The following is a 14,152-nucleotide window of genomic DNA, read 5'->3' as shown; positions in this document are numbered from 1 at the left end:
AGAAATCGACATTTTTATGCAGCGATACAGGAGCCCGACCGATGAAAAGCAGCGTTAACGTCACGTCGAAACTGCCTGACGTAGGCACCACCATATTCAGCGTCATCGGCCAGCTCTCCGCGCAGCACCAGGCCATTAACCTGTCGCAGGGGGCACCCAACTTTCCGTGCGATCCGGCGCTGGTGGAGGCGGTCAGCCGCGCCATGCGCGAAGGGCATAACCAGTACGCACCCATGACCGGCTGGCCCGCGCTGAAAGAGGCGCTGGCGGCGAAGGTTGGGGCGCTCTACGGGCAACACTACGATCCTGCGACCGAAGTGCTGATTAGCGGCAGCGCCAGCCAGGGCATTTATATGGCGATCGCGGGGCTGGTGAATCGGGGCGATGAGGTGATTTTCTTCGAGCCAGCCTTCGACAGCTACGCGCCGGTGGTGCGTTTGCAGGGCGGTACGCCGGTTGGCCTGAAGCTGCGCTTCCCTGACTACGCCATCGACTGGGAGGCGCTGCGCGCTGCGCTGACGCCGCGCACCCGTATGATCATCATCAACACGCCGCATAACCCGAGCGCGCAGGTGCTGACGCCTGCCGATCTGGCGCAGCTGGCAGCGCTGACGCGCAACACCGATATTGTGGTGCTCTCCGACGAAGTCTACGAGCATATCCTGTTCGACGGCCGCGCCCACTGCGGCATGGCGACCCATCCGGAACTGGCGCAACGCAGCGTTATTGTCTCCTCTTTCGGCAAAACCTTTCACGTCACCGGCTGGCGCGTCGGCTACTGCCTTGCGCCCGCCGAGCTGATGGAGGAGCTGGTCAAGGTGCACCAGTTTATGATGTACGCCGCCGATACGCCGATGCAGATCGGGTTTGCGCACTATCTGCAGCGCGCCGAAAACTATCTGTCGCTGTCGGCGTTCTATCAGCAAAAGCGCGATCGCCTGGTGACGCTGCTGCAGGATTCGCCCTTTAAGCTGCTGCCGTGCGCCGGTTCGTTTTTTGTTTTGGCCAGCTACGGACATTTCAGTGACGAACCTGACAGCGAGATGGTAAAACGTCTTATCGTCGAACACGGCGTGGCAACCATCCCGCTTTCGGCGTTTTATATGGACGGCACCGATAACAACGTGATTCGTCTCTCTTTTGCCAAAGACGACGCCACCCTGCAGCGCGGCGCAGAAGCGCTCTGTCGGGTAAAGGGTTAATCTCAGGGGAAAATAAATGAAAAAAATCAATGCGCTCTTTCTTGCTCTGGGCATGATGAGTTCGGTGCACGCACTGGCGGCGGAAACGCTGCGTTACGGGCTTGAATCGCAGTATGCGCCGTTCGAGAGCCGCAATGCGCAGGGCGAGCTCGAAGGGTTCGATATTGAGCTGGGCAAGGCTATTTGCGCCACCGGGAATTTCAACTGTCAGTGGGTGGAGAGCAGCTTCGATGCCCTGATCCCGGCGCTGCAGGCGAAGAAGTTTGACGCCATTAACTCGGCGATGAACATCACCGAGGCGCGGGCAAAAAGCATCGACTTCACAAAGCCGATCTACCGTATTCCAAGCATGCTGATCGTAAAAGAGGGCGAGAAGCTGCAGCCGACCGCTGAGGCGCTGAAGGGCAAGAATATCGGCGTGCTGCAGGGCTCGATTCAGGAAACCTACGCCAAAAAGCACTGGGAGCCCCAGGGCGTGACCGTCACCTCCTATCAGGATCAGAATCAGGTCTATAACGATATGGTCGCAGGCCGTCTGGACGGCACGCTGGTGATGTCCGCCGCTGGCCAGTCGGGCTTCCTCGATAAGCCACAGGGCAAAGGCTTTGCTTTTGCCGGTAAGGCGGTCGAGGATGACGCCATCCTCGGCTCCGGCATCGGTTTCGGTCTGCGCAAGGGCGATACGAAGCTGAAGAAGGAGCTGGATGCGGCGATTACCAAAATCCAGGATGACGGCACGGTGAAGAAGCTGGCGGCGAAATATTTTCCCGGCATTGACGTGAGTGCAACAAAGTAAGAAAAGAGGCGGCTCACAGCCGCCTTTATTGTCTGCGGTCACGGCTGCTTTGATACCGTTTCGCGCCGTTGGCTGGCCCACAGAATGACCTCTTTATCATCGTATTCCTCATGCCCTTTACACCCAAAATCAACGCAGCCTAAACCAGCAGGCGCTGTGGCTGTAAACGATCAAAATATTCCCTGAATATTTCTTTACAATTCGCCTTCCTGAACTAAACCAGGTATTTGATAAGAAAATTTCCGCCAGACTCGCTCAAGAGAAGCATGCTCAAGGGATAATTTGAATGACTAAATTGCCTCAGTTTTCGCTCGCCTTTTTTCATCCTCGCTACTGGCTCAGTTGGATCGGTATCGTCGCGCTCTGGCTGGTGGTGCAACTGCCTTATCCGCTACTGATGAAAACAGGCCCCATACTCGGTCAAATCGCCAGACGCCTGTTACCGCGACGGGTGGAGATCGCCCGCCGCAATCTCGCTCTCTGCTTTCCTCAGATGGATAACGATAAACGCGAAACCTTGCTGGAGCAGAATTTTGCGTCAGTAGGGATGGGGATTCTGGAGACCGGCATGGCATGGTTCTGGCCCGAGCAGAGGGTGCGCAAATACGTTAGCGTAAGCGGTTATGAGCATATGGAGCAGGCACGGAAAAAGGGCAAAGGGGTGGTGCTGATTGGCATGCATTTTCTTACGCTTGAACTGGGCGCGCGTATTTTCGGGATGCTTAATCCGGGCATAGGCGTTTATCGTCCCAACAACAACAGGCTGCTTGACTGGCTACAAACGCGTGGACGCCTGCGGTCAAATAAAAGCATGCTGGATCGCTATGATTTAAAAGGCATGATCCGCGCCCTAAAGCAGAATGAAATTCTCTGGTACGCGCCCGACCATGACTACGGAAAAAACAACAGCGTATTTGTGCCTTTTTTTGCCGTGCCGGATGCCGCCACGACCTCAGGCAGCTACATGCTGGTTAAAAGCGCGCGTCCGGCCGTCATTCCCTTTGTGCCGCGCCGCAAGGCGGATGGCTCAGGCTATGAGCTGATTATTATGGAAGATATCAGCGACGCGCTGCAGGGCGCGGACAAGGAATCTGTTGCTCACCAAATGAACCAGGCGATTGAGCGTGCCGTCATGCTGGCACCTGCGCAGTATATGTGGCTGCATCGGCGCTTTAAAACGCGACCCGACGGACAACCAGACCGCTACGCTCGCAAAACAACGCCTGAACCAATCGAAACCAGGCGATTTGAGCAGGAGGCTCAGGCTGAGCAGGGGCAGCAAGGCCAACAAATGTGACCTGACCTTGTTGTGGCAGCGTTGGGTATAGCACGCATTCGCTGCTCTCCTCTCTTGTCGCCTGGATTGACACGGCAGGAGAGGAGGGCGTGGCTTTACCGGCTACGCCGCGCTTCACCCTACGTTGTTAAGGCATCGCCGCCAGCAGGCACAGCCGTTCCGCCACCTGATAAGATTTCACAAAGGATGAAATCGGCAGAAATTCGAAGCGGGAGTGAAAGTTATGCGCGCCGGTAAAAAAGTTCGGCGTCAGCAATCCTTTCGCCGACAGCGCGGCGCCGTCGGTGCCGCCACGCATCGGGATCACTTTAGGCTCGATATTGAGATCCGCGAGCGCGGTGAAGATCAGATCGATGGCGCGACGATCCTCACCGACAGCGTTGCTGATGTTGCTGTAGATGTCGCTGATGCGGATGGCGACGCTGCCGGTTGGGTAACGCTGCGCAATGTCCGCCACCGCCTGCTGCAGCGCCTCTTTGCGTGCGGCAAACTGCGCCAGATCAAAATCGCGAATTGAAGCCTTTAACGTCGCCTGGCTGGCGCCCGCCTGCATCTCGTTAAACCAGATATAGCCTTCTCGGCCCTCAGTATGCTCTGGCGTTTCGCGGCGATCGAACAGGCTGATAAAGTCGTGCGCCATCAGCAGCGGATTGACCAGCACCCCTTTGGCTGACATCGGATGCGCCGGCACGCCGGTAAAGGTAATTTCTGCCGACGCAGCGTTAAAGTTTTCATAGACCACTTCACCCAGCTCGCAGCAGTCGATGGTCCAGGCGAAATCGACGTTAAAGCGCTTTTCCAGATCGAGCGCCTTCGCGCCGCGCAGCCCAATCTCTTCGTCGGGCACAAAGGCCACCACGATATCGCCGTGATCGCCCTGCAAATTCGCCATCAGCGTCATTACCACCGTCACCGCCGCTTTATTGTCCGCGCCCAGCACGCTGGTGCCGTCGCTGAAAATAATCTCCTCCCCAATATAGGGTGCGAGCTCCGGATGCTCGTCGCGGCGCAGCCAGATATCATCGCGCGCGTTGAGCAGCAGATCCTCGCCCTGCCAGGTGAGGATCTGCGGATGAATATCGGGCGACAGCCCCACATCAACCGTATCGATATGGGTGATAAACCCGATGCGCGGCGCGCTGGGCCGGTTGCCGCGCTTCACCGCCGTCACCGTGGCGCAGTCGTCGATCTCCACCTTATCTAGCCCGAGAGCGGTCAGCTCCTGCGCCAGCAGCTGCGCCATGGCGTGCTGGCTCGGCGTGCTTGGCAAGGTGTCTGATTTGGCGTCGCTCTGGCTGCTGACCGCCAGATAGCGAAAAAAACGTTGAGTTAACTGATGTGCAAGGGCTGTCATCACCGTTCCTTATTTGTCTGCTAACAGCGGGATTCGTTATGTTACGAAAACGTGGTATCCATAGAGCGTCTGGAACATTTAGGGAATCTGACCAACGGAAGTCAATAAAAAGTGAGGAAATGATGAAAGTGAAGATAGCGATGCTGGCGTTGCTGACCGCTACCCTGGCGCATAACGCCAGCGCGAAAACGCTGGTTTACTGCGCCGAAGGGTCGCCGGAAAATTTCAATCCGCAGCTCTACACCTCGGGAACCAGCGTGGACGCCAGCGCGGTGCCGGTTTTTAACCGGCTGGTGGATTTCAAATATGGCACCACTGAGCTGATACCGAGCCTGGCGGAAAGCTGGGAGATTAGCGCTGACGGCAAGGTCTATACCTTCCATCTGCGCAAAAACGTCCCTTTTCAGAGCAATAAACTCTTTAAACCCAGCCGCGATTTCAACGCCGACGACGTTATCTTCTCTTTTATGCGGCAGATGGATAGCAAAAACCCTTACCACAACGTCTCTGGCGGCACCTACGCTAACTTCGACAGCCTGGAGTTGACCACGCTAATCAAGCGCATCGATCGCGTCGACGACCACACCGTGCGCTTTACCCTGAATCACGCGGAGGCGCCGTTTCTCGCCGATCTCGCCTGGTATTTCGCTTCGATTCACTCCGCTGAATATGCTGACCAGATGTTGAAAGCCGGCACGCCGGAGAAAGTCGATATGGATCCCATCGGCACCGGACCATTCCAGCTGATGCAGTATCAGAAAGACTCGCGCATTCTCTATAAGGCTTTTCCGGGCTACTGGGCCGGCAAGGCAAAGCTCGACCGCATCGTGTTCAGCATTACGCCGGACGCCTCGGTGCGGCTTGCCAAGCTGGAAAAGGGGGAGTGTCAGATCATGCCGTTCCCAAACCCCGCCGACCTGGAGAAGATGCGCAGTAATCCGGCGATCAACCTGATGCAAAAAGCGGGGCTCAATACCGGCTTCCTTGCGTTCAACACCACGAAAGCGCCGCTGGATAAGGTGGAGGTGCGACAGGCGCTGGCGATGGCGATCAATAAGCCCGCCATTATCGACGCCATTTTCAAAGGCACCGGCACCGCGGCGAAAAACATTCTGCCGCCGGGCGTCTGGAGTGAAAACCGGGACCTGAAAGATTACGATTACGATTACGATCCTGAGAAAGCCAAAGCGCTGCTACAGCAGGCGGGTATTAAGCCCGGCACGGAAATCGCGCTCTGGGCGATGCCGGTTTCCCGTCCCTATAACCCTAACGCGCGCCGTATGGCAGAGATGATTCAGGCGGACTGGGCAAAGGTCGGCATCAAGGCCTCTATCGTCACCTACGAATGGGGCGAGTATCTCAAGCGGGTGCGCAGCGGCGAGCATCAGGCGGCACTGATGGGATGGACCACCGCCACCGGCGATCCCGACAACTTTTTCGGGCCGCTCTACAGCTGCAAATCGACCCAGGGCGGCTCCAACTCCTCGAAGTGGTGCTATCAGCCGTTTGAGAAGCTGATCGCCGCGGCGCGCGCCGAGCCGGATCAAAGCAAGCGCACCGCGCTCTACCTGCAGGCGCAGCAGATCATGCATGATCAAATGCCTGCGGTAATGATTGCCCACTCGACCATCTTCGAGCCGGTGCGCAAAGAGGTGAGCGGCTACGATATCGATCCGTTCGGCAAGCACATTTTCTATCCGGTCGATATCAAAGAGTAATCAGAGCAGCCTGACTGGCGATAGCGCTAATGCGCTGCTGAAGAAAGGTGAGAAAGGGCGTCAGCGCCGCGTTGCGCTGTCGCCCCGACACGCGCTGCAGCTGTAGCGTGCGCTGGCTAAGCTGGTCGACCCCCATTTCGCGCAGCACCAGCTGCTGGGCCTGCGTTGCGTTGATCAGGGTAAACGCGCTGCTGATGGTGATCGCCTCAGGCGTATTGAGCAGAAACTGATAGAGCGTGGCGAAATAGTCGCAGGTCAGCACCGGCTCGATCACGCAGCCGCGCATCTGACAGGCGAGATCAAACAGCTGCCGCACCGTGGTGTTCTGCTCCGGCAGCGCCATCGGATAGTGGCTGAGCGCCTCCAGCGTCACCGGCTGCTGCGCCAGCGGATGATCCCTGTGCATGGCCAGCAGCACCGGTGCAGGCCAGGAATCTATGACTTCCACGCCGCGCTCCGGGTGCAGGCTAAACTGCAGCGCCACGTCACACTCTCCGGCGCGCACTCGCTCCGCTACGCTCTGCGCGCTCTCAACCTTGAGCGCAAAATAGACGCCGGGATGCAGCGCGCGAAACTCCGCCAGCAGGCCTGGCAGCAGGCTGAACGCCATGCCGTCGGTGCAGGCGACGCGAATAAGCGTGCGGCGTATCGCCTTCAGCCCCTTAATCTCCGCCAGCGCGTACGCCATATCCCGCTGGCTTTGCCGTACCTGACGGGCAAAAATTTCTCCCGCCTCATTGAGCACCATGCCGCGCGCGTGACGATCGAACAGCGGTGCGCCCACCTGTGCCTCCAGCCGCTGGATCTGTCGGCTAATGGCGGAGACGGCGACAAACAGCTGCTCGCTGGCGGCGCTCAGCGAACCGCTGTTGGCCACGGCAAGGAAATAACGGATTTCACTGCTCAGCATCGCACCCCCCCTGCACCCCAGCGGTGCATGCTTCTTTATCGGGCATTTTAACTTTGCTTTTAAAGCAAGGCTATGTCGATAAATTGATAATTGTGGCAACGCCAGCCTTTTGGCAAAGATAGAGCGACACCACAATAAAAAAGACAGGGCAAACATGACGGAACAACAGGCAGTTGATCAGGCGATGCGCTATTTCGATAGCGGTGAATTCCAGCGGCTACTGGCGCGTCGTGTGGCGTGCGCCACCGAAAGTCAGCGGGCGGATCGCGACGGCGAGCTACATCACTATTTGCAGCAGGAGATCGCGCCGCAGCTGGCGGCGATTGGCTTTACGCTGCACCTTATCGACAATCCGGCAGCAAATAATCCGCCTTTTCTGGTGGCGACACGCATTGAAGAGGCGACGCTGCCGACCCTGCTGCTCTATGGTCACGGCGACGTGGTGTTCGGCGACGATGAGAACTGGCGCGACGGCCTCAACCCCTGGCAGCTGACCGAAGAGGGCGACCGCTGGTATGGTCGCGGCAGCGCGGACAATAAAGGCCAGCACTGCGTCAATCTGGCGGCGCTGGAGCAAATTTACCAGGCGCGCGGCGGCCGGCTCGGCTTTAACTGCAAGATCCTGTTCGAGATGGGTGAAGAGATCAGCTCGCCGGGGCTGGCCGATCTGTGCCGCCAGCAGCAGGCGCTGCTGCGCGCCGACCTCTTTATCGCCTCCGACGGCCCGCGCGTCAGCGCACCGCGGCCGACGCTGTTTCTCGGCTCGCGCGGCGCGGCCAATTTTCGCCTCACCATCCGCGCGCGCGACAACGCTTATCACTCTGGCAACTGGGGTGGGCTGCTCAGCAACCCAGGCATCCAGCTGGCGAACGCCATCGCTTCGCTGGTTAACGCTCACGGCGTACTGCAGGTCGAGGCGCTGAAGCCCGACTCGCTGAGCGCGGCGGTACGCGCCATTCTCAGCGATATTGAGGTGGGCGGCATGCCGGGCGATCCGGCGCTGGACGCCACCTGGGGCGAACCGGGCCTGACGGCAGCGGAACGGCTCTACGGCTGGAACACGCTGGAGGTGCTGGCGTTTGAGGCTGGCAACCCGGCGCGCCCCATGAACGCAATTCCCGGCGAGGCGACCGCGGTGTGCCAGCTGCGCTTTGTCGTGGGCACCGACTGGGAAAACCTGGTGGCGCACGTCGAGGCGCACCTGCGCACCCACGGGTTCGACTATGTGCAGGTTGAATTCCTGCGCGGCTCACCCGCCACGCGTCTCGACCCGCAAAGTCCGCTGGTTGCCTGGGCGCTGGAGAATCTGGCCATCAGCAGCGGCAAAAAACCGGCGCTGCTGCCTAACCTGGGCGGTTCTCTGCCAAATGAGGTCTTTTCGGCGATCCTCGGGCTGCCGACCCTGTGGGTGCCGCACTCCTATCCCGCCTGCGGCCAGCACGGCGTTAACGAGCATATGCTGAAGTCCGTGGCGCGCGAAGGGCTGCAGATCATGACGCGGCTGTTCTGGCAGCTGGGCGAAGAGGGCGAGGCGCTGTTGGCGCGGCAGCAGGCTTACCAGGGAGCACGCGTATGAGCACGCTGACGCAAGCCGCAACGCAGGTTCAGACGAAGCCGAGCCTGCACAAAACGTTATTTGCCACCTGCATCGGCAACGCGCTGGAGTGGTTTGATATTGCGGTCTACGGCTTCTTTGCCAGCTATATCGCCCACGCTTTTTTCCCTACCAGCGACGCCTCTGTGTCGCTGCTGCTGACCTTCGGCAGCTTTGGCATCTCTTTCCTTATCCGTCCGCTCGGCGCGGTGGTGCTGGGCAACTACGCCGATCGCCACGGTCGCAAAAAGGCGCTGCTGCTCTCGATCAACCTGATGATGCTGGGCGGCGCGATCATCACCTTTATGCCGGAATATGGCACCATCGGGCTGGCGGCACCGCTGCTGATTATGCTGGCGCGCCTGATTCAGGGCTTTTCGGCGGGCGGCGAGTTTGGCAGCTCGACGGCGTTTCTGGTGGAGCATTTTCCCGAGCGCAAAGCCTTTATCGCCAGCTGGCAGTTCGCGACGCAGGGCGCAAGCACGCTGATGGCCTCCGCCTTTGGCCTCGGGCTGACGCAGATCCTCAGCGAGGCGCAAATTCAGTCCTGGGGCTGGCGCATTCCTTTCGCCTTTGGCCTGCTGATTGGCCCGCTGGGGATCTATATACGCCGCCACGTGCATGAACCGGCCAGCTTTGCGCAGCAGGAGAAAAGCGCGGCGCCGTTGAAACAGCTGTTCGGTGGTCAGAAAGAGCTGATGCTGCTGGCGGTTGGGCTGATGGTGATTTCAACGGCGGTTAACTACATGCTGAACTATGTGCCGACCTACGCCACTAAAACGCTGCATCTGCCGGGCAGCGTTGCGTTTAGCGCCACGCTGCTGGCGGGAACGATTCTTACCCTGGTGACGCCGCTGATGGGGCTGTGGGCCGAACGCGTAGGGCGCGTGCCGCTGATGTGGGGGTCGCTGCTGCTGCTGCTGGTCACCATCTATCCCGCTTTCCGCTATATGGTGAATCATACCTCGGCGCTGACGCTGATGCTGCTGGTGGGCTGGATGGCGCTGCTGAAATCGATCTACTTTTCCACCGTGCCGTCGGTGATGGCGGATCTTTTTCCCTCCGTTACGCGCGCCAGCGGCATGGCGATCAGCTATAACGTCGCGGTGACAATATTTGGCGGTTTCGCCCCGCTGGTCTGCACGCTGCTGATTAACGCCACCGGCAGCAGCCTCGCTCCGGGCTACTACCTGATGGCGGTATCGCTGCTGAGCGCCGCGGCGCTGCTGCGCAGCCGATCACGCGTAGCCTGAACGCCCGAAGGTGCTGCAGGCGAATGAGCGGGTCCGATCGCCAAAGCGCACGATGTCCTCCCTGAGGCGGGAGGCTTTGCGCGCTGGGCCCGCTCACTCGCCCGGGCGCTCAGACCGTCCGGGAAGAGCGGCCTAACCCTTACAGCGAAAACTGCAGATAGGCGACGTGCGTCTGCAGATACTCTTCCAGCCCGTGTCGGCCGTCGGCGCCGCCGATGCCCGACTTGCGCCAGCCCGCATGGAACCCCTGCATCGCTTCGAAATTCTCGCGGTTGACGTAGGTTTCGCCAAACTTCAGCTTACGCAGCGCCACCATGGTGGTATTCAAATCCCGCGTATAGAGAGAGGAGGTGAGGCCGTACTCGCAGTCGTTGGCCAGCGCAATGGCCTCGTCCAGCGTTTTGAAGGTCATTACCGGTAGCACCGGCCCAAAGATCTCCTCGCGCATAATCTCCATATCCTGACGGACGTCAGTGATAATCGTCGGCTGGAAAAAGAATCCCTTCTCACCGGCGCGCTTGCCGCCCAGCACCACCTTGCCGCCCGCGGCCACGGCGTCCGCCACTTTCTTCTCAACGCGCGCCAGCGCGGCGGCGTTAATCAGCGGCCCCATATCCAGATCGCGCTGCTCCGCCGGATCGCCGAAGGTGACGCCTTTGAACGCCTCGGTCAGCGCAGACATAAAGCGATCGTAAATGCCCTCCTGCACATAGACGCGCTCCGCGCAGTTGCAGACCTGGCCGCTGTTAATCACGCGGGAGCTGACGATCGCCTTAACCGCGATCTCGACGTCAGCATCATCCATCACGATGGCGGGTGCCTTGCCGCCCAGCTCCAGCGAAACCTTAGTCACGTTCTTCGCCGCTGCCGTCATGGTGGCGACACCTGCGCCAACGCTGCCGGTCAGGCTGACCAGGCCAACCTTCGCGTTTGCAGCCAGCTCTTGCCCAATCTCCGGACCGTAGCCATAGACAAAGTTAATCACGCCCGGCGGCAGGCCGATATGATGAACGATCTCGGCAAAGATGCCAGCGTTGAGCGGCGTCAGCTCGCTGGGCTTGATTACAATGGTGTTGCCGGTGATCAACGCGGGCGCCGCTTTACGGGCAATCAAAAAGAAAGGGAAGTTCCACGGCAGAATGCCGGTAGTGACGCCGATCGCCTTTTTAAAAACGAAAATATTTTCATTGGGTCGATCGCTGTTGACGATCTCGCCTTCATAGCGGCGCGCCCATTCGGCCATATAGTCCAGATAATCGGCGGTGAACAGCACCTCAGTCTGTGCAAGCCCCTGCGTTTTGCCGCCTTCGGCGACGATAGTGGCGGTCAGCTCCGGCTCGCGATCGCGAATAGCGGCCGCCAGCTTGCGCAGCCAGCCGCCGCGCTCCACGGCAGGCAGCGCTTCCCATGCCGGCTGTGCGGCTTCGGCGGCGTCAATCGCGCGGCTGGCGTCCTGCGCGCAGCCTTCAGGTATGCGAGCCAGCAGCGCTTCGGTGGCGGGGTTGATCACCTCAATCCAGTTGTCTCCGCTGTGCGCAATAAACTCACCGTTAACATAATGTTTGAGCTGTGTTGTCATCTGCCGAATCTCCGATGTCGGGTACGTTAATAAAATGTTCTGTAAATGCAGCGTGAAACAAAACGTATGGCGACACCTTAGCCTGATTGCCACAGGCGACGCGGCGCTGGCAAACAGACGCAAATTGGCGCGATGAGGGCGGCAAAAGGTTGTATTCAGCGGCGCAGGCCCGCATATCTTTTCTACGTTGCGCAAAATGGAATTTGGGCCAACACTTTCAGAAGGCATGAGGAGGATGTTATGGCTAGCGGATGGGCGTCAGATGGCGCCGTTCAGGAACAGATTGAAAGTACGGTGAACGATGAGATTGCGCGCGTGCGTGGCAGCATGCACAAGGGCGAAAGTGCGGAGTTTTGCGACGAGTGCGGCGAGCCGATCCCGCAGGCGCGCCGTGAGGCAGTGCCGGGCGTGCGCTTCTGTCTGGCGTGTCAGCAGGCGCATGATAAAGCGCAGAAGGGCAGCGCGCTCTTTAACCGCCGCGGCAGTAAAGACAGTCAGTTACGCTAGTTCAGGAACCTGGCATGGCGAGCCCGCTGCCAATAAACCATGCCAAAAAGCCGACGCCAGCGACGATAATCGCGATTGGAAACAGAATACCCACTCTCATAGAAACCTCATTATCTCCGCGTCAGGCAACCTGCATCACCGCGCGGTGCGTTTTTAGCATGCTGAATAGCTGAAACTGCGTAGCGTCGCTGACGTCGCGCAGCACTTCCCCTTTTTTATAGACAATGCTGTGTATCTGGCCCAGCTGGCGCCACACCACCAGCGCAGAGGCGATTAGCGCGCAGTTCTCTTCCGCCTGCTGGCACTCCAGCGTGGCGTACTGCGTCTCCTCCAGCCCATTGATAAAAATCTTAAGCGCGCTGGCGGGCAATATGGCGCGCAGATCGTCCAGCATGACGCGGCTTACCGCCCGCGTCAAAAACAGCGTTAACCATTTTCCCGTCATCTCAATCCCGGCCGTTGAAGATTTTCTACGTTTTATACGGCGTTAAGCGTCATTAGTGAAGCGATCTTTCTGTTTCTGCCAGCGGCGATAAAAAAGCGGCAGCCAGCGGATAAACGTGCTGCGTGGCACAGCAATTCTCAAAAAAAAGCTGAATAATAAATAACTTAAAGGGCGAGGGCGCTGCCACGCCGACAAAGTCGAAACTGTGATCCGCGTGGGTAGTAACTGGCTGATATTGCCATTTCGGCATGGGGCTCGGCAGCCATCCTAAGGCTGAAGCGTTCAGACGCGCCGTAGACTGCCAGCTAATCAGGAACCGGGTTTCCTGTCGGCCTCAACCTTATGCAAGGAATAACAATGAATAGTGCCATTATTGCAGGTATCTTCTGGCATCTCGTCGGAGCTGCCAGCGCCGCGTGTTTCTACGCGCCGTTTAAACAGGTGAAAAAGTGGTCATGGGAAACGATGTGGTCAGTGGGCGGCTTTATGTCCTGGCTGATCCTGCCCTGGGCGGTGAGCGCCGTGCTGCTGCCTAATTTCTGGGCTTACTACAACAGCTTTAGCCTCTCTCAACTGCTGCCGGTGTTTCTGTTCGGCGCGATGTGGGGCATCGGCAATATTAACTACGGCCTGACGATGCGCTATCTCGGCATGTCGATGGGCATCGGCATCGCTATCGGCATTACGCTGGTGGTCGGCACCCTGATGACGCCGCTGATCCAGGGGCGCTTCGGCGAGCTGTTTGCCTCTACCGGCGGCCGTTTAACGCTGCTCGGCGTCGCCGTAGCGCTGGTGGGTGTCGCCATCGTTTCGCGCGCCGGTCTGCTGAAGGAGCGCGCGCTGGGGATTAATGCTGAGGAGTTCAACCTCAAGAAAGGGCTGGTGCTGGCGGTGTTGTGTGGCATCTTTTCAGCAGGTATGTCGTTCGCGATGGATGCGGCTAAGCCGATGCATCAAGCGGCGGCGCAGCTGGGCATCGATCCGCTCTACGTTGCGCTGCCAAGCTATGTGGTGATCATGGGCGGCGGGGCGCTGGTCAATCTGGCCTTCTGTTTTATCCGCCTGGCAATGAAGCCGGAACTGTCGCTGCGCCGTGATCTCTCCGTGGCGAAGCCGCTGCTGATCGCCAATATCGCCTTTGCGGTGCTGGGCGGCACCATGTGGTATCTGCAGTTTTTCTTCTACGCCTGGGGCCATGCCAGCATTCCGGCGCAGTATGACTACGTCAGCTGGATGCTGCATATGAGCCTCTATGTACTGTGCGGTGGGCTAGTGGGTCTGCTGCTGAAAGAGTGGAAATCAGCCGGACGTCGTCCGGTAGGCGTGCTCTCCATCGGCTGCGTGGTGATTATCATCGCCGCCAATATCGTTGGGCTTGGCATGGCCGCATAAATCAACAGGGGCAAAACGAGCAGGTCAGAGTGTAAATAATGTGCCGCTGCGGGCGAGAAGGCCCGCGGAGCAAGGCGCCCCGCGACAGCGATGTTGCGGGAAGCG

13 protein-coding genes and 1 pseudogene are annotated in these 14,152 nt (G+C 59.0%); 8 read left to right on the top strand and 6 right to left on the bottom strand.

Features of this window, described 5'->3' with window-relative positions:
• Positions 1-41 precede the first annotated feature (41 nt).
• The 3 genes and pseudogenes from ACR6A7_RS11565 to ACR6A7_RS11555 all read left to right on the top strand — a co-directional run.
• Complete coding sequence (locus tag ACR6A7_RS11565; RefSeq protein ID WP_434124987.1) at positions 42-1,202, top strand: methionine aminotransferase; 1,161 nt, start codon at positions 42-44, stop codon at positions 1,200-1,202.
• 16 nt (positions 1,203-1,218) lie between these two features.
• Positions 1,219-1,998 (top strand): transporter substrate-binding domain-containing protein, encoded by a 780-nt coding sequence (locus ACR6A7_RS11560; RefSeq protein ID WP_434124986.1) that lies wholly within the window; start codon positions 1,219-1,221, stop codon positions 1,996-1,998.
• A 286-nt stretch (positions 1,999-2,284) separates the two neighbouring features.
• Positions 2,285-3,205, top strand: a pseudogene (locus tag ACR6A7_RS11555) (Kdo(2)-lipid IV(A) acyltransferase); the annotation flags it as partial.
• 217 nt (positions 3,206-3,422) lie between these two features.
• Here ACR6A7_RS11555 and pepT read toward each other — a convergent pair.
• Positions 3,423-4,649, bottom strand: a complete 1,227-nt coding sequence (gene pepT, locus ACR6A7_RS11550) for a peptidase T (protein WP_434124985.1) — start codon at positions 4,647-4,649, stop codon at positions 3,423-3,425.
• Positions 4,650-4,771: 122 nt separating this feature from the next.
• On the opposite strand from pepT, the gene ACR6A7_RS11545 reads away from it, so the two are divergent.
• Positions 4,772-6,367 (top strand): ABC transporter substrate-binding protein, encoded by a 1,596-nt coding sequence (locus tag ACR6A7_RS11545; protein WP_434124984.1) that lies wholly within the window; start codon positions 4,772-4,774, stop codon positions 6,365-6,367.
• Here ACR6A7_RS11545 and ACR6A7_RS11540 read toward each other — a convergent pair.
• Positions 6,357-7,277, bottom strand: a complete 921-nt coding sequence (locus tag ACR6A7_RS11540; RefSeq protein ID WP_434124983.1) for a LysR family transcriptional regulator — start codon at positions 7,275-7,277, stop codon at positions 6,357-6,359. The genes ACR6A7_RS11545 and ACR6A7_RS11540 overlap by 11 nt on opposite strands.
• A 154-nt stretch (positions 7,278-7,431) precedes the next feature.
• Here ACR6A7_RS11540 and ACR6A7_RS11535 point away from each other — a divergent pair, with 154 nt between their 5' ends.
• Positions 7,432-8,853, top strand: a complete 1,422-nt coding sequence (locus ACR6A7_RS11535) for a M20 family metallopeptidase (protein WP_434124982.1) — start codon at positions 7,432-7,434, stop codon at positions 8,851-8,853.
• The gene (locus ACR6A7_RS11530) at positions 8,850-10,124 is read left to right on the top strand and encodes an MFS transporter (RefSeq protein WP_434124981.1); all 1,275 of its coding nucleotides are present in this window, start codon (positions 8,850-8,852) and stop codon (positions 10,122-10,124) included. Before ACR6A7_RS11535 ends, ACR6A7_RS11530 begins: the two co-directional genes overlap by 4 nt.
• 139 nt (positions 10,125-10,263) lie before the next feature.
• Here the strand turns inward: ACR6A7_RS11530 and aldA are convergent, their stop codons facing one another.
• Complete coding sequence (gene aldA / locus ACR6A7_RS11525; RefSeq protein ID WP_434124980.1) at positions 10,264-11,703, bottom strand: aldehyde dehydrogenase; 1,440 nt, start codon at positions 11,701-11,703, stop codon at positions 10,264-10,266.
• 240 nt (positions 11,704-11,943) lie between these two features.
• Here aldA and ACR6A7_RS11520 point away from each other — a divergent pair, with 240 nt between their 5' ends.
• Positions 11,944-12,210, top strand: coding sequence for a DksA/TraR family C4-type zinc finger protein (locus tag ACR6A7_RS11520; protein WP_434124979.1), 267 nt, complete (start codon positions 11,944-11,946; stop codon positions 12,208-12,210).
• 1 nt (position 12,211) lies between these two features.
• Here the strand turns inward: ACR6A7_RS11520 and ACR6A7_RS11515 are convergent, their stop codons facing one another.
• Genes ACR6A7_RS11515 through ACR6A7_RS11505 form a run of 3 tightly spaced genes read right to left on the bottom strand, consistent with a single transcriptional unit; the run spans position 12,212 to position 12,905 of the window.
• The gene (locus ACR6A7_RS11515; RefSeq protein ID WP_143806249.1) at positions 12,212-12,310 is read right to left on the bottom strand and encodes a YoaK family small membrane protein; all 99 of its coding nucleotides are present in this window, start codon (positions 12,308-12,310) and stop codon (positions 12,212-12,214) included.
• A 21-nt stretch (positions 12,311-12,331) separates the two neighbouring features.
• Positions 12,332-12,655: a hypothetical protein gene (locus ACR6A7_RS11510; protein WP_434124978.1), complete on the bottom strand. Its 324-nt coding sequence runs from the start codon at positions 12,653-12,655 to the stop codon at positions 12,332-12,334.
• Positions 12,656-12,707: 52 nt separating this feature from the next.
• Positions 12,708-12,905: a hypothetical protein gene (locus ACR6A7_RS11505; protein WP_434124977.1), complete on the bottom strand. Its 198-nt coding sequence runs from the start codon at positions 12,903-12,905 to the stop codon at positions 12,708-12,710.
• Positions 12,906-13,012: 107 nt separating this feature from the next.
• On the opposite strand from ACR6A7_RS11505, the gene rhaT reads away from it, so the two are divergent.
• Positions 13,013-14,047 carry an L-rhamnose/proton symporter RhaT gene (gene rhaT / locus ACR6A7_RS11500; RefSeq protein WP_434124976.1) on the top strand — a complete coding sequence of 345 codons (1,035 nt, stop codon included), beginning with the start codon at positions 13,013-13,015 and terminating at the stop codon, positions 14,045-14,047.
• Positions 14,048-14,152: the final 105 nt, after the last annotated feature.

It is taken from the genome of Pantoea phyllosphaerae (assembly GCF_051025595.1).
Lineage (GTDB): Bacteria > Pseudomonadota > Gammaproteobacteria > Enterobacterales > Enterobacteriaceae > Pantoea.
This window is presented reverse-complemented; position numbering and strand designations above follow the sequence as displayed.

Excerpts from the sequence above, each read along its gene's own strand:
- ACR6A7_RS11565 (WP_434124987.1), top strand. The coding sequence starts at position 42 with ATGAAAAGCAGCGTTAACGTCACGTCGAAACTGCCTGACGTAGGCACC.
- ACR6A7_RS11560 (WP_434124986.1), top strand. The coding sequence starts at position 1,219 with ATGAAAAAAATCAATGCGCTCTTTCTTGCTCTGGGCATGATGAGTTCG.
- pepT (WP_434124985.1), bottom strand. The coding sequence starts at position 4,649 with ATGACAGCCCTTGCACATCAGTTAACTCAACGTTTTTTTCGCTATCTG.
- ACR6A7_RS11545 (WP_434124984.1), top strand. The coding sequence starts at position 4,772 with ATGAAAGTGAAGATAGCGATGCTGGCGTTGCTGACCGCTACCCTGGCG.
- ACR6A7_RS11540 (WP_434124983.1), bottom strand. The coding sequence starts at position 7,277 with ATGCTGAGCAGTGAAATCCGTTATTTCCTTGCCGTGGCCAACAGCGGT.
- ACR6A7_RS11535 (WP_434124982.1), top strand. The coding sequence starts at position 7,432 with ATGACGGAACAACAGGCAGTTGATCAGGCGATGCGCTATTTCGATAGC.
- ACR6A7_RS11530 (WP_434124981.1), top strand. The coding sequence starts at position 8,850 with ATGAGCACGCTGACGCAAGCCGCAACGCAGGTTCAGACGAAGCCGAGC.
- aldA (WP_434124980.1), bottom strand. The coding sequence starts at position 11,703 with ATGACAACACAGCTCAAACATTATGTTAACGGTGAGTTTATTGCGCAC.
- ACR6A7_RS11520 (WP_434124979.1), top strand. The coding sequence starts at position 11,944 with ATGGCTAGCGGATGGGCGTCAGATGGCGCCGTTCAGGAACAGATTGAA.
- ACR6A7_RS11515 (WP_143806249.1), bottom strand. The coding sequence starts at position 12,310 with ATGAGAGTGGGTATTCTGTTTCCAATCGCGATTATCGTCGCTGGCGTC.
- ACR6A7_RS11510 (WP_434124978.1), bottom strand. The coding sequence starts at position 12,655 with ATGACGGGAAAATGGTTAACGCTGTTTTTGACGCGGGCGGTAAGCCGC.
- ACR6A7_RS11505 (WP_434124977.1), bottom strand. The coding sequence starts at position 12,905 with ATGCCGAAATGGCAATATCAGCCAGTTACTACCCACGCGGATCACAGT.
- rhaT (WP_434124976.1), top strand. The coding sequence starts at position 13,013 with ATGAATAGTGCCATTATTGCAGGTATCTTCTGGCATCTCGTCGGAGCT.